Annotated in this window: 16 protein-coding genes and 1 tRNA gene; 6 read left to right on the top strand and 11 right to left on the bottom strand. The window is 67.7% G+C overall.

What is annotated here, in order from left to right:
• Positions 1–8 precede the first annotated feature (8 nt).
• The 3 genes from recJ (at position 9) to GGQ59_RS12710 (ending at position 2809) form a co-directional block, all read left to right on the top strand.
• Positions 9–1811 (top strand): single-stranded-DNA-specific exonuclease RecJ, encoded by a 1803-nt coding sequence (gene recJ / locus GGQ59_RS12720; protein ID WP_183819213.1) that lies wholly within the window; start codon positions 9–11, stop codon positions 1809–1811.
• Between the two features lie 284 nt (positions 1812–2095).
• Positions 2096–2170, top strand: a tRNA-Glu gene (locus GGQ59_RS12715).
• Between the two features lie 138 nt (positions 2171–2308).
• Positions 2309–2809 (top strand): YciE/YciF ferroxidase family protein, encoded by a 501-nt coding sequence (locus tag GGQ59_RS12710; RefSeq protein ID WP_221401036.1) that lies wholly within the window; start codon positions 2309–2311, stop codon positions 2807–2809.
• Between the two features lie 7 nt (positions 2810–2816).
• Here the strand turns inward: GGQ59_RS12710 and GGQ59_RS12705 are convergent, their stop codons facing one another.
• The 9 genes from GGQ59_RS12705 to GGQ59_RS12665 all read right to left on the bottom strand — a co-directional run bounded on the left by GGQ59_RS12705 (position 2817) and on the right by GGQ59_RS12665 (position 14422).
• Complete coding sequence (locus GGQ59_RS12705) at positions 2817–3260, bottom strand: phosphatase domain-containing protein (RefSeq protein ID WP_183819211.1); 444 nt, start codon at positions 3258–3260, stop codon at positions 2817–2819.
• Positions 3257–5056 carry an ABC-F family ATP-binding cassette domain-containing protein gene (locus GGQ59_RS12700; RefSeq protein WP_183819209.1) on the bottom strand — a complete coding sequence of 600 codons (1800 nt, stop codon included), beginning with the start codon at positions 5054–5056 and terminating at the stop codon, positions 3257–3259. Before GGQ59_RS12700 ends, GGQ59_RS12705 begins: the two co-directional genes overlap by 4 nt.
• 31 nt (positions 5057–5087) lie before the next feature.
• Positions 5088–6563: a TrkH family potassium uptake protein gene (locus GGQ59_RS12695; RefSeq protein WP_183819207.1), complete on the bottom strand. Its 1476-nt coding sequence runs from the start codon at positions 6561–6563 to the stop codon at positions 5088–5090.
• A gap of 72 nt (positions 6564–6635) precedes the next feature.
• Complete coding sequence (locus GGQ59_RS12690) at positions 6636–7016, bottom strand: hypothetical protein (RefSeq protein WP_183819205.1); 381 nt, start codon at positions 7014–7016, stop codon at positions 6636–6638.
• Positions 7017–7152: 136 nt separating this feature from the next.
• Positions 7153–8031 (bottom strand): SDR family oxidoreductase, encoded by an 879-nt coding sequence (locus tag GGQ59_RS12685; RefSeq protein WP_183819203.1) that lies wholly within the window; start codon positions 8029–8031, stop codon positions 7153–7155.
• Positions 8032–8081: 50 nt separating this feature from the next.
• The gene (greA, locus tag GGQ59_RS12680) at positions 8082–8555 is read right to left on the bottom strand and encodes a transcription elongation factor GreA (RefSeq protein WP_183819201.1); all 474 of its coding nucleotides are present in this window, start codon (positions 8553–8555) and stop codon (positions 8082–8084) included.
• Between the two features lie 90 nt (positions 8556–8645).
• The gene (gene carB, locus GGQ59_RS12675) at positions 8646–11933 is read right to left on the bottom strand and encodes a carbamoyl-phosphate synthase large subunit (RefSeq protein ID WP_183819199.1); all 3288 of its coding nucleotides are present in this window, start codon (positions 11931–11933) and stop codon (positions 8646–8648) included.
• Entirely contained in the window at positions 11854–12906 is a 1053-nt protein-coding gene (locus GGQ59_RS12670; protein WP_183819197.1) for a sulfotransferase family protein, read from the bottom strand. Before GGQ59_RS12670 ends, carB begins: the two co-directional genes overlap by 80 nt.
• Positions 12907–13066: 160 nt before the next feature.
• Entirely contained in the window at positions 13067–14422 is a 1356-nt protein-coding gene (locus tag GGQ59_RS12665; RefSeq protein WP_183819195.1) for an oligosaccharide flippase family protein, read from the bottom strand.
• Positions 14423–14601: 179 nt separating this feature from the next.
• Here GGQ59_RS12665 and GGQ59_RS12660 point away from each other — a divergent pair, with 179 nt between their 5' ends.
• Positions 14602–15738 carry a glycosyltransferase gene (locus GGQ59_RS12660; protein ID WP_183819193.1) on the top strand — a complete coding sequence of 379 codons (1137 nt, stop codon included), beginning with the start codon at positions 14602–14604 and terminating at the stop codon, positions 15736–15738.
• Positions 15735–17330 (top strand): O-antigen ligase family protein, encoded by a 1596-nt coding sequence (locus GGQ59_RS12655; RefSeq protein WP_183819191.1) that lies wholly within the window; start codon positions 15735–15737, stop codon positions 17328–17330. The genes GGQ59_RS12660 and GGQ59_RS12655 overlap by 4 nt, the downstream gene beginning before the upstream one ends.
• Here the strand turns inward: GGQ59_RS12655 and GGQ59_RS12650 are convergent.
• Together GGQ59_RS12650 and GGQ59_RS12645 are read right to left on the bottom strand one after the other, a co-directional pair.
• Positions 17327–17989: an MBL fold metallo-hydrolase gene (locus GGQ59_RS12650; RefSeq protein ID WP_183819189.1), complete on the bottom strand. Its 663-nt coding sequence runs from the start codon at positions 17987–17989 to the stop codon at positions 17327–17329. The two genes, GGQ59_RS12655 and GGQ59_RS12650, sit on opposite strands and share 4 nt — an antisense overlap.
• A gap of 32 nt (positions 17990–18021) precedes the next feature.
• Positions 18022–19659 (bottom strand): chloride channel protein, encoded by a 1638-nt coding sequence (locus tag GGQ59_RS12645; RefSeq protein ID WP_183819187.1) that lies wholly within the window; start codon positions 19657–19659, stop codon positions 18022–18024.
• A 118-nt stretch (positions 19660–19777) separates the two neighbouring features.
• Between GGQ59_RS12645 and ybgF the strand changes: the two genes are divergently transcribed.
• The gene (ybgF, locus tag GGQ59_RS12640) at positions 19778–20710 is read left to right on the top strand and encodes a tol-pal system protein YbgF (RefSeq protein WP_183819185.1); all 933 of its coding nucleotides are present in this window, start codon (positions 19778–19780) and stop codon (positions 20708–20710) included.
• The last annotated feature ends 102 nt before the right edge of the window (positions 20711–20812 follow it).

The following is a 20812-nucleotide window of genomic DNA, read 5'->3' as shown; positions in this document are numbered from 1 at the left end:
TGTGGGGAATGCTCGACGCGCTCAGCGAGACCACCGCCCCGGACCCCTTCGGCGTGCCGCGATCGGTCACCGGCCGGGCGTGGGTCCGCCGCGAGTTCTCGGCCCGCGACGCCGAGGCGATCGCGCAGCGTTTCGGCGTGCACCCGGTTCTCGCCGAGGTGATGAGCGGGCGAGGCGTGGGTCTCGATTCCGCCGAAGCGTTCCTCCGCCCGTCCCTGAAGGCGAACCTGCCGGACCCGAACGTCCTCAAGGATATGGATGCGGCCGTGACACGGCTCGCGGACGCCGTCGCTTCCGGCGAGACCATCGGCGTCTTCGGCGACTACGACGTCGACGGGACGACCTCCTGCGCGCTCTTCTCGCGCTACATGCGCGAACTCGGCGTGCCGCACGTCGTCCACCTGCCGGACAGGCTGACCGAAGGGTACGGACCGAACCTGCCTGCCTTCCGGGACCTCGGCGCCAAGGGCGCGCGGCTGATCGTGACCCTCGATTGCGGTGCGCACGCCGACAGCGTCTTAGGCGAGGCGAGGGACGAGGGCTTCGACGTCGTCGTCATCGACCACCACGTCCCTTGCGTGCCGCTGCCGCCCGCATTGGCGCAGGTGAACCCCAACCGGCCCGACGACAGCTCGGGCCTCGGCGGGCTCTCCGCCGCGGGCGTCGTCTTCATGGTGCTGGTGGGCCTCAACAGGGAGCTCCGGCGGCGGGGCCGATTCATCGCCGCACCCGAGCCGAAGCTGCTTCAGTGGCTCGACCTCGTCGCGCTCAGCCTCGTCTGCGACGTGATGCCTCTGACCGGCCTCACCCGGACGCTCGTGGCGCAGGGCCTGCGGGTCATGGGGCCGCTCGACGACGCGGCGGGCGGCAATATCGGGGCGCGGGCGCTGGCGCGGATCGCGGGCGCCAAGGGGCCGCCCGTAGCCTCGCATTTCGGCTTCCAGATCGGGCCGCGCATCAACGCGGCGGGCCGGATCGGCCACGCGCGGACGGCCTACGAGCTTCTGACGACCGACGACCCGGCCAAGGCCGAGGCGCTCGCGCGGCAGCTCCAGTCCCTCAACGGCGCGCGGCAGGGTGTCGAGCGAGAGGTGCTGGACGAGGCGCGGCGGCAGGCGGCGAAGAAGCCCGAGCACGCGCCCATCGTCGTCGCGGGCGAGGGCTGGCACCCCGGCGTCATCGGCATCGTTGCGGGCCGGCTCAAGGAGCGCTTCCACCGCCCGGCGGTCGTGATCGCGACGGAGGGCGGGGAGGGCAAGGGCTCGGCCCGCTCGGTTCCCGGCGTCGACCTCGGGGCGGCGGTCTCGGCCGCGGCGGAGGCAGGCGTGATCGAGGGCGGGGGCGGCCACCCGATGGCGGCCGGCCTGTCGCTCAGGGCCGAACAGGTCGAACCCTTCGAGGCTTGGCTGGCGGCTCACGTCGCGGACGACCTGCGCCGCGCGACGGCCGAACGCAGCCTGGTGCTCGACGGCACGCTTTCGGTCGGTAGCGTCACGCGCACCTTCTGCGAGGCGCTGTCGCCAGCGGGCCCCTACGGTCAGGGCAACCCGGAGCCGCGATTCGCGCTCAAGGACATCCGGCTCAAGGATGTCAGGGTCGTCGGCGAGCGCCACCTCGCCTTCACCATGAGCGACCGCATGGGCCGCACCGCTCGCGCCATCGCCTTCGGCACGCTCGGCGAGCCGCTGGGTACGCTGATTCAAGGCGCTCAGGACGGCACGCCCGTCCACTTGGCAGGCCGCATCAAACCCGACGACTGGCGCGGCGGCGACGCCGCGCAGCTGCACGTCGAGGACGGGGCGTTCGCCTAGAACTCAGGAAAAGAACGTCGCGACGTCCCACCAGCTTGCGCCGACTGCCTGACCCCACTTCGAGTACCCGAACGGAAAGGCGAACGGCGCCACCATCAACCCCGCCCACCATGGCAAGGGTGTGAAGAGAAGCCCTGCGCATGCGAGCAGGCAAGAAAGTACGGTGAAGCTGAACGCATACGCCGTACGCTCCAACTCACTTACTCGGGCTTGCCGCCCATTCTCCTCTTGAACCCCTCGCATGGCCCCTCTATACGCCCCTTCACCGACATCGTCGGCCAGGCGCTCCCTTCGTCTATCGGTTAGGACGCCAGGTTTTCAACCTGGAAAGAGGGGTTCGATTCCCCTAGGGAGTACCACTTCCCCGCGCCTCAAAGACCGGTCCTCGCCGCAAGGTTGACAGCCTTTCACCGTCGGCGTTCGGAACTTGGCGTCGGTGCTTCCCGTTTCCAAAGCACGGACCTTCGAGGTCCACCGCAAGGAAACGGAACACCGTCATGGCCAGCATGAACAGCCTCAAAGACCTCTACGTCGATCAGCTTCAGGACAACTACTCGGCCAACAAGCAGATGGCCGCGGTCGTGTCCGAGTTTCACGGCGCGGCGAAGAACCCCAAGCTCAAGTCCATGCTGAGCACGAGCAAGGACAAGATCGCCGAGCACAACGAGACGCTGAAGTCGATCATCCAGGCTCACGACGCCGACCCCAATGGCGAGCACTGCAAGGGCATGGAGGGCCTCGTGAAGGAGGGCCGTGCCCACGGCCTCGAAGCCCAGTTCGGCGACCCGTCCGTCCAGGACGCGGCGATCATCACGCAGATGCAGCGCATGTCGCATTACGGCCTTGCCGCCTACGGCACCTGTAAGGCGATGGCGCGGCAACTCGGCCTGTCGGACGACGCCAAGCGTCTCGATGAGGGGCTCGACGACATCTACGAAGCCGACGACTACCTCTCCATGCTCGCCGAGACCGACGTGAACGAGGACGCCGCCCACTAACGCGGCGTCAGAAGTCGCCGGGCGCCACCTGAAAGCAGGGAACGCCCCGGCGGCGCCACATGGCGACGACCTTGTCGCGGTCGTCGAAGACGAGGTCCGGCTTGCGGTCCGCCGCGTCGAGCCAGCTTTCCTTGAGGACGTCGTCGGGCGTGTTGTCCCGCGCCCGGCGCATGATCAGCCGGTCGGGTTGGAGGCCATGGCGTTCCAGCCAAGCCTCCGTGTCCGCACGCACCGCGTCCGACCGTCCCGACCAGACCTGAACCTCGTGTCCTGCCGCCTTCATGGCGTGAAAGGCCGCGATGACGGCCGCGACCGGCGGGTCGTCCTTCGCCGCCGCGAAGAAGGCGTCCCACCGCCTGTTGCCGCCCGTGACGTGATGCCGCCGATGCTCGACGTCGGCGAGCGTACCGTCGAGGTCGAAGACGACGAGGAGGGACGGGCCTACTGTCACGACGCAAGCGCCTCGCGCTTCTCTTCGAGCTCGAGCCATTGGTCCTCCGCGCCCGAAAGCTCGCCTTGCGCCGCGTCCAGACGCTTGCTCGCCGCGGCGAAGCGGTCGGGCTTCGCGGTGAAGAGGGCGGGGTCGGCGAGCTCCGCCTGCAGCGCCTCGATCTCCGCTTCCAGGGAAGCGATCGTGTCCGGCAGGGTGTCCAGCGCGTGCTGCTCCTTGAAGGACAGCTTCGCCGTGCGGGTCTGGACCCGCGGCGCGGCAGGCGCGGTTTTCTGGGCCGCCTCGTCCTCGGCGGGCTGCCCGGCTCGCTGCCGCTTCATGTCGGAGTAGCCGCCGGGGTACTCGCGCCAGCGTCCTTCGCCTTCCTCCGGCACGGGAACGAGCGTGCTGGTCACGATCCGGTCGAGGAAGTCGCGGTCGTGGCTGACCAAGATCACCGTCCCCTGATAGGCGTCGAGCGCCTCTTCGAGGACGTCGAGCGTCTCGAGGTCGAGGTCGTTGGTCGGCTCGTCGAGGATCAGGACGTTGGAGGGCCTTGCCAGGGCGATGGCGAGCGCGAGGCGCCCCCGCTCCCCGCCCGACAGCGCCGAGACGGGCTGGCGCGCCTGCTCGGGCCGGAAGAGGAAGTCCTTGAGGTAGCTCATCGCGTGGCGCTGCTCCCCGCCGACCGAGACCATGTCGCCGCGCCCGCCGGTGACGGCGTCGACGAGGCGGACCCCCTCGGTCAGCCCCTCGCGCTGCTGGTCCAGCGTCGTCAACTCCAGCCGCGTGCCGTGCACGACCTCGCCGGACTGCGGTTCGATCTGCCCCGTCATCAGCTTCACGAGGGTCGTCTTGCCCGCGCCGTTCGGCCCCGCGATGCCGATGCGGTCGCCCCGGTCGATGCGGATCGACAGATCCTCCACGATCGGCCGCTCGGCGTAGGAGAACGTCAGCCCCTTCGTCTCGATCACGCGCTTGCCGGACCCCTCGGCCTCCGCCGCCGCCATCGTCACCGCGCCTTGCGGCCGCCGCAGCGTCGCGCGCTTCTGGCGCAGGCCCTGAAGCTCGCCGAGGCGGCGGACGTTGCGCTTGCGCCGCGCGGTGACGCCGTAGGTCAGCCAGTGCTCCTCCCGCACGATCTGCCGGTCGAGCTTGTGCGCGTCGCGCTCCTCCTGCTCGTAGGTCTCGTCGCGCCAGTCCTCGAAGGCGCCGAACCCCTTGTCCAAGCTGCGGGTCTCGCCGCGGTCGAGCCAGACCGTGCGCGTCGTGACCCGCGTCAGGAACATGCGGTCGTGGCTGATGAGGACGAGCGCTGCGCGGGCGCTGCGAAGATGATCCTCGAGCCACTCGATCACGCCGAGGTCCAGATGGTTCGTCGGCTCGTCGAGGAGAAGGATGTCCGGCCGAGGCGCCAGCGCCCGGGCGAGGGCGACACGGCGGCCCTCGCCGCCCGACAGGCCGACCGGCGCGCGCGCAGGGTCGAGGCCGAGGTCTTCCATGACGTGCCCGATGAAGGCGTGGTCGTCCGTGTCGTTCAGGCCCGAGCGCACCGCCTCGTCGATCGTGCGGTAGCCCTCGAAGCTCGGCTCCTGCTCCAGGTAGCGCATCGAAACGCCGCCGCGCAGCGTCCGCTCGCCTCCGTCGGGCTCGACGAGGCCTGCCGCGATCTTGAGGAGGGTCGACTTGCCCGAGCCGTTCCGGCCGACGAGCGCGACCCGGTCCCCTTCGCGAACGTCGAGCGCGGCGCCGGCGAGGAGCGGATCGCCGCCGAAGGTGAGGCGGATGTCTTTGAGGGTGAGGAGGGGCGGAGCCATGCCCGCGAAGTAGAGGGCAAACCGTTCGGCTTCAACGCCGCCAGAAGCTCGGCACGAAGAGGACGAGCACCGTCAGGAGTTCGAGCCGCCCCATCAGCATGGCGATGCTGAGCAGCCACTTCGCGCCCGCGGGCAGGGGGCCGTAGTTCCCGGCGGGTCCGACGATGTCGCCGAGTCCAGGGCCGACGTTCGCCACCGCCGACCCCGCCGCCGAAAGGGCCGTCACCGCGTCGAGCTGGAACAGCGACAGGAGCACGGCCACGGTCGCGAAGGTCGCGAAGTAGATGAAGAAGAAGCTCAGGACCGAGACGACCACGTCTTCGTTCAGCGGCCGTCCGTTGTAGCGCGCGATGGTCACCCGGTGCGGGTGGGCGAGGCGCCGAGCGTAGATCGCGAGCGCCGCGAGGGCGACCTGAAGGCGGAAGATCTTGAGCCCGCAGGAGGTCGACCCGGCGCAGCCCCCGACGAACATGATGCAGAAGAAGAAGCCGATCGCGAACGGGCCCCACAGCCCGTAATCGGTGCTGGCGTAGCCGGTCCCCGTCATGATCGATACGACGTTGAAGACCGACAAGCGGAACCCGTCGAAGATCGAGTAATCGAAGATCGTCATGATCCGCGCGGCGATCACGCCGGTGAAGACGATCGCGACCGCCAGGAAGAACCGCACCTGGGAGTCGCCGATCGGCGCCGATACCCGGCCCCTGAACATCAGCACGTAGGCGCCGAACGGAAGCGAGCCGAGGATCATGAACAGCGTCGCGACCAGGTCGACCGGTCCCCGCACGTGGCCTGCAGACAGGAAGTAGCCGAACGAGGCGTCGTGCGTGGAGTATCCCCCCGTCGCGATGGTGGTCATGGCGTGGTTGACCGCGTCGAACGCGCTCATCCCCATGCCCCAATAGGCGGTGAAGCAGAGCCCGGTCAGGCCGAGGTAGAGGGCGAAGATCGCGCTCGCGAGCTGACTGGCTCCAGGCAGGATCTTGTCGGACTTGTCGGAGGACTCCATGCGGAAGAGCTGCATGCCGCCGACGGACAGGAACGGGAGGACGGCGATCGCCATGATGATGACGCCGATGCCGCCGATCCACTGCAGGATCGAACGCCACAGCAGGAAACCGCGCGGCGCGTCGTCCAAACCGAGGACGACGGTCGCGCCGGTCGTCGTCAAACCCGACATCGCCTCGAAGAAGGAATCCGTGAGGCCGAGCCTGAGCGGGCCGAACGCGAAGGGCAGGGATGCCGCCGTGACGAGGGCGACCCATGAAAGCGTGGTGATGAGGAAGCCCTGACGCGTCGTCAGGGCCTCGATCCGGCCCCAGCAAGCAGACGCCATGGCGACGCCCGTCGCGACCGAGATCATCGCCGACAGCCCGAACGCCTTGCGGTCGGCCGACGCGCCTTGCGCCTCCGAACCGAGGTCAGCCAGCATCGGCACCGTCATCACCACGCCGAGCGCGGTGAGGAAGATCCCCACGACGAGGAAAACGGGACGAAGCTCTGCCATTCGTTAGAATGGCTAGCCCGTTCTCACGAAGGACTAAAGGAGGCGGTTTCCCGCCCCCTTCCTACGGTGTGCTTACTCGGCTTCGGGCTGCGGCGGCTGCGGCGTCGTCGTGAGGTCCGACTCGGCTTCGTCGTCGAGCGAACGCTCGTCGTCGGTCATCGTGCCGTAGTAGGTGCCGTCGGGATCGTACTCGTCCATCGACCCTTCGGTCAGCGGCTCGCCAGGGTCGTTGTTCGCGTCGCCCTGGGCCTCCATGCCGTCCTCGTACTCGTCGTCATAGTAGGCGCCGTCATATTGGTCGGCGTCGTAGGTGTCCTCGGCACCGGTCTGACCGTCCATCACCTGACGTTCGTCCTGTGAGGTCGGAGAGGCGGAATCGGCCTCCTGCGCGAGCGCGGTCCCGCCGAGCCCGAGGGCCAGCGCGGAGATGGTAGCGAGGTAGATCTTGGTCATGACGTTCCTCCGGTAGGGCGGTGAGATCACCGCTGAAACAGGAGATGGCGCGCCGCTGCCGATCGGGTATTCACGGAAGCGTCAGGCTCGAAATGACCTTGGTTTGGCCATGCTGCGCTACCACCTGGTAAGGCGCTCAGGCCTGCCGTGATCTTTCGATCAGCCCTTCGGTGTTGTTCCAGAGGCGGGTCTGTACCGCGTCCGGATCGGTCGGCAGGTGCGGCTGCTTGGGCTTCGACTTGACGAAGTAGGTGCCGTTGAGCCGCCCGGCCTCGTCCGAAAGCGCGGCGTGCAAGGAGGGCTGTGCGCCCTTCTCGGGCGGAATCTGAAGCGGCTTCGTCAGTCCGAAGACGAGTTGCCAGGGACCGGGAAAATGCTCCTTCCGCCCGAAGCTCGACGCGACGAAGCCAGGGTGCACGGCGTGGGCGCGCAGGCCCTTCGCCCCGTAGCGGCGGGCGAGTTCCCGGGCGTGCAGAAGGTTGGCAAGCTTGCTCTCGGCGTAGGCGTCCCGGGATCTGGGGCGAGGCGAGGGGAAGAGGTCGTCCGGATCGAAGCGCCTGGCGAAGGCGTGGGCGAGCGAAGAGACGTTCACGACGCGCGCCTCGCCGTGGCGCTCCGCCGTGTCGAGAAGGCGGGGCAGCAGACGCTCCGTCAGGTGGAAGGGACCGACATAGTTCGTCCCGACGACGAGTTCGAAGTCGTCCTTCGTCTTGCCCTTCGCCGTCGTGCCGAGGCCTGCATTGTTGATCAGGCCGTCCAGGCGCGGAATGTCGGCCAGGACCTCCTCAGCGAAGCGATCAATGTCATCGAGGCTCGCCAAGTCGAGGAGGTACAGGGAAACCTTGCCGTTACCGGTGCTCGCCCGCACATCGGCGAGGGCAGCGTCGCCCTTGGCTCTGTCGCGGGCGGTCATGACGACGCTGGCGCCGGCGGCGGCGAGGCCGCGCGCCGTTTCCAGCCCGACGCCGGTATTGGCGCCGGTCACGATGAAGGTCTTCTCGCTAGGATCGGTCATGGACGGGAGGTAGCCGCGACCACCCCGTCCTCAAGCCGCCATTGCAGTCGTCAGCTGTAGACGACCTTGGCGATCTCGTAGACATGGGCGCCGCCAGGGGCCGCGACCTCGACCGAGTCGCCTTCTTCCTTGCCGATCAGCGCGCGAGCGATCGGCGAGGAGACGGAGATGCGGCCTGCCTTCGCGTCGGCCTCGAGGTCGCCGACGATCTGGTAGGTCTTCTCTTCCTCGGTGTCCTCGTCGATCAGCGTCACGGTGGCGCCGAACTTCACGTCGGGGCCGGACAGGGTCGTCACGTCGATGACCTGCGCACGGGAATGCTTGTCCTCAAGGTCGAGGACCTGGCCTTCGATCCAGGCCTGGCGTTCTTTGGCTGCGTGATACTCGGCGTTCTCGGACAGATCGCCATGCGCGCGCGCCTCCGAGATCGCCTGGATCACGGCCGGGCGCTCGACGGATTTGAGGTGTTTGATGTCCGCTTCGAGCTTATCGAAGCCGGCGCGCGTCATCGGGAACTTGTCCATGGTCTTCTCTCTCCGAACGGGCGGCGGAACAGACGAAAAAGGCGCCGCCGAGCCAGATAGCCCGGTACGGCGCCCCGTCAGGTCCGAACCCTAATTGTAGGACTGGAGAGGGGCCGCTTCAAGGGCGCCCTGGCGAAGAACCCTGATCGCGCGCACCGCCGCCTTCGCGCCGGAGAGGGTCGTGATACAGGGAATGCGCCGCTGCAGCGCCGTCGTTCGGATCGATCGGCTGTCCGCGATCGAGACGGCGCTCTCCGTGGTGTTGAAGATCATGTGCACGTCGCCGTTGATGAGCGCGTCGACGATGTGCGGCTGGCCCTCGAGAACCTTGTTCACCCGCTTCACCTCGAGGCCTGCCTTGCGAAGCCAGTCGGCGGTGCCGCCGGTCGCCATCAGAGAGAAGCCCATCTCCACGAGCGCGCGCGCGGGCGCAGTGATGCCTTCCTTGTCCGGGTCCTTCACCGAGACGAAGACGCAGCCCGATAGCGGAATCTTGGTTCCCGCCGCAAGCAAGCTCTTGGCCCTCGCGCGGTCGAAGTCCTGGTCGATGCCCATGACCTCGCCGGTCGAGCGCATCTCGGGGCCCAGGACCGTGTCGACGCCGGGGAACCGCGAGAACGGGAAGACGACTTCCTTGACCGCCGTGTGCTTCGGCGGCTCGGAGGGCAGGTCGAACTCGGACAGCTTCGCCCCCGCCATCACCCGGGCCGCGATCCGCGCGACCGGCACGCCGAGCGTCTTCGCGACGAAGGGCACGGTGCGCGACGCGCGGGGGTTCACTTCGAGGAGGTAGATCGTCCCGTCCTTGATCGCGTACTGAACGTTCATCAGGCCGCGCACGCCGAGCGCCTTGGCCAGCGCCACGGTCTCGGCCTTGAGCTCTTCGATCGTCTCGTCGCTCAGCGTGTAGGGCGGCAAGGAGCAGGCGCTGTCGCCGGAGTGCACGCCCGCTTCCTCGATGTGCTCCATCACCCCTGCGACCCAGACGTCCTCGCCGTCGCAGATCGCGTCGACGTCGCACTCGACGGCGGCGGCGAGGTACTGGTCGAGGAGGAGGGGCGAGGCGGGCGTCACCTCGATCTGCGCGGTTTGGAGGTAGCGCTCGAGCGAGGGCCCATCACGGACGATCTCCATCGCGCGGCCGCCGAGGACGAAGGAGGGGCGCGTGACGAGCGGGTAGCCGACGCTCTCGGCAGCTTGCGCGGCTGTCTCCTTGGACGGCGCCGTCGCGTTGTTCGGCTGGTGAAGGCCGAGGCGGGCGACCAGCTTCTGGAACTGCTCGCGGTCCTCGGCCAGCTCGATCGCCTCGACCGGCGTGCCGAGGATCGGAACGCCCTCGTCCGCGAGGATGCGCGCGAGGTTGAGCGGCGTCTGGCCGCCATACTGGACGATGACCCCGAGGAGGGTACCCGCCTCCTGCTCCTTCGCCACGATCTCGAGCACGTCCTCGGCCGTCAGCGGCTCGAAGTAGAGCCGGTCCGAGGTGTCGTAGTCGGTCGAGACGGTCTCGGGGTTGCAGTTGACCATGACGCTCTCGATGCCCGCATCGGCGAGCGCGAAGGCGGCGTGGCAGCAGCAGTAGTCGAACTCGATCCCCTGGCCGATCCGGTTGGGCCCGCCACCGAGGATGATCACCTTCTGCCGGTCCGAGGGCTCCGCCTCGTCGAACCCGCCGGGCTCGTAGGCGGAATACATGTAGGGGGTCACCGCGCGGAACTCAGCCGCGCAGGTATCGATGCGCTTGAAGACGGGCCGCACGCCCAGGGACCGCCGGTGCGCGCGGACCTCTTCCTCGGTCCCGTCCACGAGCTGAGCGAGCCGCTTGTCCGAGAAGCCCATCGCCTTGAGGCGGCGCAAGCCTTCAGCCGTGCACGGAAGCCCGCGCGCCGCCACGTCCTCCTCCGCATCCACGATGCCGCGGATCTGCTCGAGGAACCACGGGTCGTAGGCGGTGATCGTGCGCACTTGCTCGACGGGGATGCCTGCACGCATCGCTTCGGCCGTCACGCGCAGGCGCTCGGGCGTAGGCGCCGCGAGGGCGCGCCTGTAGGCGTTGACGTCGTCGTCCCCGCCGATCCCCTCGATCGCGATGGGGTCGAGGCCGCAGAGCCCGGTCTCGAGGCTCCGAAGGGCCTTCTGAAGCGACTCCTGGAACGTCCGTCCGATCGCCATCGCTTCGCCGACGGACTTCATCGCGGTCGTCAGGACCGGCTGCGTCCCGGGAAACTTCTCGAAGGCGAAGCGGGGGATCTTGGTGACGACGTAGTCGATCGACGGCTCGAAGCTCGCCGGCATCGCGCCGCCCGTGATGTCGTTGCCGAGCTCGTCGAGCGTGTAGCCGACGGCGAGCTTCGCCGCGACGCGCGCGATCGGGAAGCCCGTGGCCTTGGAGGCGAGGGCGGAGGAGCGCGAGACACGCGGGTTCATCTCGATGACGACGAGGCGGCCGTCCTCGGGGTTCACCGCGAACTGGACGTTCGAGCCGCCGGTCTCGACCCCGATCTCGCGCAGGACCGCGATCGAGGCGTTGCGCATGACCTGGTACTCTCGGTCGGTCAGCGTCATGGCGGGCGCGACCGTGATCGAATCGCCCGTGTGCACGCCCATCGGGTCCACGTTCTCGATCGCGCAGATGATGATGCAGTTGTCCGCACGGTCGCGGACCACCTCCATCTCGTACTCCTTCCAGCCGAGCAGCGACTCATCGATCAGGACCTGTCCGACCGGAGAGGCCTCGATCCCGGCGCGCACGATCCGCTCGAACTCCTCGCGGTTGTAGGCGACGCCGCCGCCCGTGCCGCCGAGGGTGAAGGCGGGGCGGATGATCGCGGGCAGGCCGATCGTGTCGATCGCGGCCATGGCGCGCGCCACGCCTTGGTGCCGGTCGTAGCCGGTGATGCGTCCATTCTCGTCGCGAATGGCGGGCGAGGAGGCGATGGTCGCGCGCGGGTTCTCGAGACCGATCGTATCCATGGCGGCGCGGAACTTCTCGCGGTCCTCGGCCTTGTCGATCGCGTCCGCGCGCGCCCCGATCATCTCGACGCCGTGCTCTTCCAGGACGCCCCGGCGCTCCAACTCCAACGCGCAGTTGAGCGCGGTCTGGCCGCCCATGGTCGGCAGAAGGGCGTCCGGCTTCTCCTTGGCGATGATTCGCTCGACGAACTCCGGCGTGATGGGCTCGACGTATGTCGCGTCGGCCATCCCCGGATCGGTCATGATCGTCGCCGGGTTCGAGTTCACCAGGACGACGCGGTAGCCTTCTTCCTTAAGTGCTTTGCAGGCCTGCACGCCCGAATAGTCAAACTCGCACGCCTGTCCGATAACGATCGGCCCCGCGCCGATGATCAGGATCGTGTTCAGGTCTGTGCGCTTTGGCATGGTCGGCGTCCGTTCGAGCAAACGGCGCCGGGTCTAAAGAGGCCTGCGCGACAGGGCAACGTGCTCCGGACGCTTCTTGAAGAATTGCGTCGAGATCGAGGTTCCAACGCCGCTCGAAGTCGATCCCGTGCACGTCGCGCAGCCGTTGGAGGTCCGGTGCGAGTTCTCGGAGGACGGCCGCTTCCTCCCCCTTCGTCATTACGAAACGCCCGGGCATCGCCTCTTTGCCGAGGGTCCGATAAGCGCGGTCTCGAAGCGACGAAGGGACCAGCCGGCGCCAGAGCATGCGCAGTACCGGCAGTCGCCGTAACGAGTCCCACCGTCGGCTCGTACGGGCCCTGGCGCCCTCGTTCCTATGCACAGGCTTCTCGAACGCGAGCGCGTCGATGCCGAGAAAGTCCGTCACGTCGTTCAGGACGCCCTGCGGGTCCGAGATCAGGTCTTCGAAGAAGAGGACCTTGATCGAGGCGTCACCGAAGGCCTCTTTATAGGCGTCGATGTGACGGGCGTATCGAGAGAACTCGATCGCACTTTCGGGGACGCCGTGCTCCAGCGAGTAGTCCGCTCGGTTCGGCGGAATGCCGAGGACTTCACGCTTGGTCTTCTGGACGTGGCGACAGTGGCTCTCGATGCGGCGTAGCGGGTGGCGGATCAGGTAGATGAACTTGTACGCGTAGGGCAATTGGGCCATCCGCCCCGGCACGTAGTCGAGATAGGGAAACTTCGCGTAGTCGGTCGTCGCTTCGAGGGCGATGGCGTGGCGGCTCGGGTCGAAGTCGAACAAGCCCTCGTAGTAAGCGCGGCCCTTCCCCCATTTGTAGAGTGAAGCGAAGAAGATGGGTTCCTTCTCGCGACAGGCCGCGACCTGCGGGTGCGCCGAGAGGTATGAGAACAGCGTCGAAGTACCCCCCTTCATCGAACCGATGATGATGGCGACATGATCGAGTGGCGCAGCGGTTTCGTGGCTCAGCATGGCATTCCCTGGATGGCCTGAAGCCCTCGCAACGAGTTGGAGCGAATTGGGCATCTGAACGAAGCGCGATGCAAGGCGCGCACCGTCCGGATAGCGATCACGTCTCAGGGGGAGCTTCCGCTCTCACGCCAGGTCCGCGCCTGCCGACTCACTGCGCGTGTTACCCAGCGATAAGGTCCCAACCCAACGCCATCCCCTCGCCGATCGCGAGGCCAGCGAGAGCCGCCACGAGGGTCGGAACCTCCCGGCGGAACTGGAACACGTGGTGCCGCTTCAACAGGACGGTGTAGTAGAGAATTGGAAGAAGCTCGACTGCGGTCACCGCCACCAACAGGCCCCAGACGCCGAAGTAGTGGAAGCTTACCCAACCCGCGACCGGCAAGTAGGCCGCCCTCATCACGTCCGCCGTGAACTTCGTGCGCGGATGGCCTAGTGCCACCATCATGTTCTCGGCAGGTCTGCTGAAGGCGGCCAGGATCGGCCTGACGCAGAGGATCGAGAAGAACGCGCCTGCCGTCAGGTAGCGCGGGTCGAAACAGATCTCGAAGAAGGTCGGTCCGAAGGTGACCGCGCCGCCGCAGACGAAGCCGACCAGCGGGCGGATGACCCGGATCGGGTGATGGTAGGTTCGCGGCGTTGCAGGCCCCTGCCGGATCTGGTGCGCGACTTCCGGATAGAAGACACGGCGCGAGAACTGGACGACCAGCTTCTCCGGCATCATCGCGAGGCTCCAGGCCATGCTGTAGAGGCCCACCACCTCCATCGGCATGGAGCCGACGATGAAGAACTTGTCGAATTGGACGATCACGATGGTCAGCGCGCTTGATGCCGCGATGAAGCGCGAGAACCGCCAAAGCTCCATCGCGACGTCGCGATCGATTCTAAGGCGGCGCCACGATCCCTTGTAGCAGACGTAGCTCGCCACCGTCCCGATCGCGCTGCCGCCGATAGTGCCGAGGATCAGCCCCCAATAGCTTCGCAGCCACCATGCGAGGAGCAACGTCAGCACCGTCGTCAAGACGAACACGCCGAACTCGACGAGCGAGTTGTAATAGTCTTTCCGCTCGCGGCGTTGAGTGTTCGCCGCGGGCGATCGTAGGCCCGCGATGAGGAATGTCAGCGCGGAGACTTGCAGGACGGTCGTATATTCGCCCTGTCCGAGCAGAGGCGCCACGAAGGGGGCGATGACGACCCCGATCAAGGCGAGCGCCAAGCCGCGGAGCGCGCTGATCGTCCAGACCGTGTCGAGAACGTGCGGGGCGTTGCCCTTCTCGCTGCGGATGATGAACGCGCCGATGCCGGTCTCGCTCAACAACGCCATGACGAACTGGATGGACGTGATGAAGAGAACGACGCCGAAGGCTTCCGGCGCGAGAAGGCGGCTTAGAACGAGGTTGGAGGCGAAGCGGACGAGGGACGAACCGCCGGCGTTCGCCACAAGAGCGATCGACGAGTTTCGCGTCCAGCCGGTGACGACCGTGCGGAGCCGTCTCGGCTGCGTATTGGTTGCGCTCATACCGACGCGTCCTTGCTCGTCGCAGGTGGGAAGGAGTCGTTGCCCGGAGAGAGCCGTCGATCGGTTCCGTCTAGGGCTTTGGGACGATCGTTGCTAGGCGCTCCACTATGCCAAGACCACTCCATATCGCCTACTACTCTCCCTTTTGGCCACCGGGGGTAGGGCGGCCGAACGGCATCGTGACCGCGCTGCAGCATACGGTGCCCGCCATGCAAGCGCGCGGCCACGAGGTCACCATCGTCACGCGCGATCTACGCGGTGCGTATGACCGAAGCGTTCGCGTCGAGACCGTGAAAGCGGCGCGACGCGGCGGGTTGGCCGGTCTGCTGCGGCGGGCCGGCAGCTTGCTCGGTGCCCCTGCCGAAAGGGAGGACGGCATCGCACGGGCGTTCAGCGCGCTGCACGACGCGAAGCCAGTCGACATCGTCGAGAGTGAGGAGAGCTTCGGCATCCCCGCTTCGATCGGACGGGCCCTGCCCGGCGTGCCCGTGGTGGCCCGACTGCATGGCCCCTGGCGCGAGGCGGTCGAAGCTCTGGGAACGCAGCCGAGCGAGGCGGACCGATCGCGAGTCGCCGACGAGTTGGCCGCGATCCGGGGTGCGCAGGGGCTGACCGCGCCGTCCATGGGCACGATGCGGCCCTACCTCGGCGAGACCGCGCTGTCGCAAGTGATCTTCAACCCGCTTCCAGCCCCTGCGCGTGCCGACACGTCGTCGGTGGAGGCAGGGACGATCGTATTCGTCGGCCGCATCGATCAGCGGAAGGGCGCGGACGTCGCCATCGATGCCGTAGCGGCGCTGATCGCGGAGGGGCTGGATGTTCGCCTCCACCTCTGCGGCTTCGAGACGGGAATCGTCACGGGAGCGGAAACCCTCGGCTTCGAGGAGTACTTGTCGCGGGCGGTTCCCGAAAAGTATCGGGATCGCTTCGTCTATCACGGCGTGCAGAGTCCCGAGCAGATCGCCGAGCTCAGGCGGCGTGCGGCGGTGATCCTGAACCCCTCCCGCTACGAGACGTTCGGCTACACAGCGGCCGAAGCGATGGTAGCCGGCAAGGCCGTCGTCGCGACTGATGTCGACGGCCTGAACGAGCTTATCGAAGACGGGACGAACGGTCTGCTGGTTCCGCCTGGGGACGCGAAGGCCACGGCGGCCGCCTTGCGGGACCTTCTGGCTAAGCCCGACGAGGCCGAGCGCTTGGGAAAGGCGGCGGCGGCGTGGGCCGCGGTACGGTTGGCCCCGGACGTGCTAGCTGCTGAGACCGAGGCCTTCTACGCGAAGGTCATGAGCGAGTTCGAAAAGACCAAGGCCGCATGATCCAGAACATCTACGTCATGAAGGCGGGCCTGTTTGTGCTGGTCGCGATAGCGCTCGGTGCAGCGGCGCGACCGCGGCTGGCGGACGAGACGATCTACAAGACGGCGCTCATTTACTACGTTGGCGCGACCGCCCTGTTGTTCGGCCTCGCGAACCCGATGGTCATCCTGCTCGCGATCCTCGTCTTCGCCCTCATTCTACGGCCGAGGGACAGCGTGGCGGCGGCGGCGCTCTACCCTGCCTTCCTCTTCGTCATACCCGCGGGCTTCAGCTGGCTCGTGCCCTTTCCGGGTATCAACTACTTGTTCGATCTGAACAACGCCCGCGCATTGGCCTTCGCCGTTCTCATACCGACTGCCATCGCCATCATCGCCAGAAGGGAAAAGGGGGCCGGTCTCAGCGCCACGGACAAGTGGGTGATCGCCTACGCGACGTTGACCTTCTTCTTGGGCTTCCGTGCGATCGACACGTTCACGAACACTGCCCGTCTTCGAATATACGATTTGCTCGGCCTGCCGCTCGTCTACTTCGTGCTGTCGCGCGCCCCGCGGACGCCTCGCGACGCGGAGCTCATGCTACGCGGCCTTTTCTATGCTTCGATGTTCCTGCTTTCGATCGGGACGATCGGCGCCGTCCAGCGCTGGAACCACTACTTCAACATCCGTCTATCGAGCAGCTTCAACGCCTCGGCCTTCCGTGGCGGCACGTTCCGGATCTCCGGACCGATGTCACCTGTGGACTTCGGCTTCTGGATCGCGTTCGCCGGGGCCTGCCTGTTGTTGCTGAGAGATCAATTCGTTCGGTACCGAGCCCTCGCCTGGGCGTGGCTGCCGGCGGTGATCCTGGTGATGTTCTCGACCGGGTCGAGAGGCGTGCTGCTGGCGGGCATGGTGATGGTCGCCGCCTACCTGATGTTCCTGCTCAAGACGACGTCGGCGAAGGTCCTGTACGTCTCGAGCGGCGTGGCGGGTGCCTTCCTGCTCTACCAAACTCTATCGGCCACTGGCTTCTCGTCGATCGACGAGTACGGCACCTTCGCCTACCGGGAAGAACTGCTCAAAGCCGCCGTTCGGCACGTGAAGGCCTATCCGATATTCGGGAACACCGACTACGCGACGAGCCCGTTCTTCGCCGACCTCGTTCAGGGGCAGGGCATCATCGACTTCGTGAACGGCTTCATCCAGATCGTTCTGCCCTACGGCCTCGTCGGCCTGATCCTCTTCGTCGGCATGATCGTCTCGGCATGGCTGGGGGTCGTCAAAGCGGTCTCCCGCATCGACCGTTCGACCCCCGACGGCGCGGCGCGATGGAACCGGGGCGTCGCGCTCGGCGTCGCGCTGCCGGGCTTCTGTACCGTCATGGCGACGACGAGCTTCGTCGCGTACATGTATCCGACGCTGCTGATCCTAGTGGCCTGCTCCGCTGCCTACGCAAGGCTCGCCGACCAGATCGTCGCCGAAGACGAGGCGGCCGAGCCGGCGCCGCCAGCGCCCGTTGAGCCTGCGCCGCAAGCGAGCCCGCCGGCCCCCGATCCCGAACGCGGCTTCTGGCCGGACGGCTACGTTCCCGGTCGGACCGGCTGGCCGAGCTAGCGCGCCGCGCTCCCGCCGACGAAGGGGTTGGTGCGCCGCTCCTCGCCGAGCGTGCTCATCGGGCCGTGGCCGGGCACGAAGCGAACGTCGTCTCCGAGCGGCCACAGCTTGTCGCGGACAGAGGCGAGAAGGGCGGCGTGATCGCCTCTTGGGAAGTCGGTGCGGCCGATCGAACCCTTGAAAAGAACGTCGCCGACGAAGGCGAGGCGCATGGCTTCGTTGAAGAAGACCACATGCCCAGGCGTATGGCCGGGCGTGTGCAGAACCGAGAACGCCACGCCGCCGATCTCGACCGTATCTCCCTCGTCCAGCCAACGGTCCGGCGTGCAGTTCCGGTTGTCGCCCGGGAAACCGTACTGAGCGGAAACGGTCTCCAGGCTGTCGAGCCAGAACGCGTCGTCGGAATGCGCCCCTTCGATGATCGCGCCGGTCTTCTCCTTGAGGAGCATCGCGCCGGCGGCATGGTCGAGGTGGCCATGCGTCAGCCAGATCTTCTCGATACGCGCGTCCATCTCCTTCGCGGTCGCGAGGATCCGGTCGATCTCTCCGCCCGGATCGATTACCGCGGCGCTGCCGTCGGCGGCGCGCAGGATCGCGCAGTTTTGCTGGAAAGGCGTGACGGGCAGGATGCGGATGGCGAGGGGTGCGGTCTCGGACATGCGCCCGGCATAGGACGGCCGCGCCGGCCTGCCTAGCGGTGGTGCTCGATGTGGCTCTCGATCAGCGCCTTGTTGTAGGTCCGCAGCGCCCGGATCTGCGTCAGCGTTCCGACGATGCGGTCGTCGTCCACGTCGGCGACGACGGGCATCCCGTCGAGATCGAGGTCCTGCATCCGCGCCAGCGCCTCGCCTAGGCCCTGCGACGCGAGGAGGCGCGGCGCGCCCTCCTCGAGGGGGGCGGCGCTCTCCGGCATCGACCGCATCACGTCACGCACCCGGATCGTCTGAAGGATCACGCCCTGCGGCCCGTCCGACAGGTCGTAGCCGCGCTGGTTCAGCTGATAGTGGAACCAGGACGAGCCGAAGAAGACCTGCACGATCAGGCTCGCCACGCCGACCGCCAGCATGAGCGCCGCCGTCATGCCGTAATCGCCCGTCAGCTCGAACACGATCAGCGTCGTCGAGATCGGCGCGCCGATGATCGCACCCGACACGGCGCCCATTCCCACCAGCGCGTAGAAGGTCGGGTTCGCCACCGCCGGCCCGAAGGCGAGGTTCAGGCAAAGGCCGAAGGCCGCCCCGGACATCGCACCGAGGTAGATGCCGCCGGAGAACACGCCGGTGCCGAAGCGGCAGGACAGGCACAGCACGGTCGCCAGGATCTTCGCGACGAGCAGGATCGTCAGCAGGGTCAGCGTGTACTGACCCGCGATCGCCTGGCTCGTCGCCTCGTACCCGACCCCGAGCGCCTCGGGCAGGAACAGCGCCACGACCCCCATCCCGACGCCGGCGATCGGCGGGAGGAGGGCAGGCTCGACCCTGCGGCGGGAGATCAGGCCGCGGGCGATCCGGCGGCCCTTCGCCGCGAGTTGAAGGAACGTCCAGGCGACCGCACCGCAGATGACGCCGAGAATGGCGCCGAGCGGCACGTCGTAGGCACTGGCGAGCCCGTAGTCGGGAATGACGAAGCGGTGGAGGTCCCCCAGCTGCGCGCGGTTGATGAGGGCCGCGAGCACCGAAGCGAGGACGACCGGGCCGAAGACGCTTAGGGCGTAGTTCGAAAGCACCACCTCGAGCGCGAAGAGCACGCCCGCGATCGGCGCGTTGAACGCGGCCGATACGGCCGCCGCCGCGCCGCAGCCGATCAGCGTGCGCGCCTCCCGGCTCGACAGGCCGAAGCGGTCGGTAAGATAGGTGGCCAGGGCGCCGCCGATGAAGACCGACGGCCCCTCGCGTCCGGCGCTCGCGCCTGTGCCGAGCGCCAGCGCGGTGGCCAGCGTGTTCACCGCGCCGGCCGCGACCGACACGGTGCCCGGCGGGCTCGCCCGCGCCTCGATGACCTCCGCGACGCCTTGGCATCGCACGGTGGCGAGCACCCCGATCCTGTGCGCGAGCCAGAGAAGGCCGCCGACGAGGAAGCCGCCGATCACCGGCACGATGAAGGCCCGTGCCGGGTCCAATCCCCGTGCCCCGCGCGCCAGCGACGCCGTGCCCTCGCCGTAGGACAGCGAGGTCAGGTACTCGACCGACATGATGAAGCCGAGGACGGCGTAGGCGGTGACGACCCCGAGGACGCTCGCCAGCACCCACACCTTCCAAGAGGTGACCGTCAGCGCGCGCTGTCGCGCGTGGCGGAGCCACAGGCGGATGCGGAGAACGGGAGTGGCCATCGCCGCCGCGGCTATCACGCTTCGCAGGCCGGCAGAACAGCTGCGAAGGGTTCGTCACGCAGCGTGATCTGGGCTGCGCCTTTGACCTCCGACAAGACGTGGTAGAAGGCGGCTTCGAATGAGAACAGCCCCGGGGGCAATCATGCGCCACCTTCTTTCCCGTAGTTTCGTCGGCATCGCCGCGTTGACCGTGACCGTGCCGGCCCTCGCGCAGGTCCAGGCGCAGCCTGCCGGCCGCGGTCTCGCCGGCAGCTACGACCGCGCTGCGGACCGGCTCGCCGCGGTCGAGGAGGCGGTGCGCGACCTTCAGGCCAGCGTCTACTCGGTCGAGGGCGGCCAGCGTCCGTTGGCCGCGCAGCCCGCGCCTCGCCAGGCGCCGGCGGCAGACGCCTCCACCGTCATCCGCCTTCAGGAGCTGGAACAGCAGGTCGCCGAGCTGACCGGCAGGATCGAGGAGCTGACCTTCCGCCTCGCGAGCCAGCAGCGGCAGATCAACACCATGCTCGAGGTGATCGGAACGCCGGACCCGATGGCCGGTCCGACGGTAAGCGGCGCCGAAGAGACCGATGAAGGCGCGCAGCCGCAGGAGCTCGCCGAGGCCGTCCAAGCCGGCGAGGGAAGCACGACTTCCGAACCCGCGACCATGGTCGAACTGCCGGACGATCCGGACGAGGCCTATGACGTCGCCTACGAGGCGCTCCTGGCGGGCGACTACCCCCGTGCGGAGGCGTCCTTCGCCGCCTACAGCGCCAAGTTCCCCGAGGGCGTCCGCACGCCGGAGGCGAAGTACCTCCTCGGCGAGATCTACCTTGCGACCGGTGCCTACAAGGAAGCCGCGAGCACCTTCCTCGACCACGTTCGCTCCTACCCGGAGGACCCCCGTGCGGCCGAGGCCTACCTGAAGCTCGGGACGGCCTTCGCCCGCCTCGACCGTGCCGACGAAGCCTGCAAGCTGTTCGCGGCGAGCGAAAGCAAGTTCCCCGATGCGAGCCAAAGCGTGAAGGCCCGCCTCAGCGCCGAGCGCAATCGGGTCGGCTGCGCGGCCGGCTAGGGGCGGTCGAGCCGCGGCCTATGGCGCGGACGGTTCGGCGTCGCCCGTGTCTTTCCCCTCGCGGCGGCCCGATCGAGCAGACCGCGCAGGACGGGCTAGATC

The sequence above is a fragment of the Parvularcula dongshanensis genome, from assembly GCF_014199615.1.
GTDB classification, from domain to species: Bacteria; Pseudomonadota; Alphaproteobacteria; order Caulobacterales; family Parvularculaceae; genus Parvularcula; species Parvularcula dongshanensis.
This window is presented reverse-complemented; position numbering and strand designations above follow the sequence as displayed.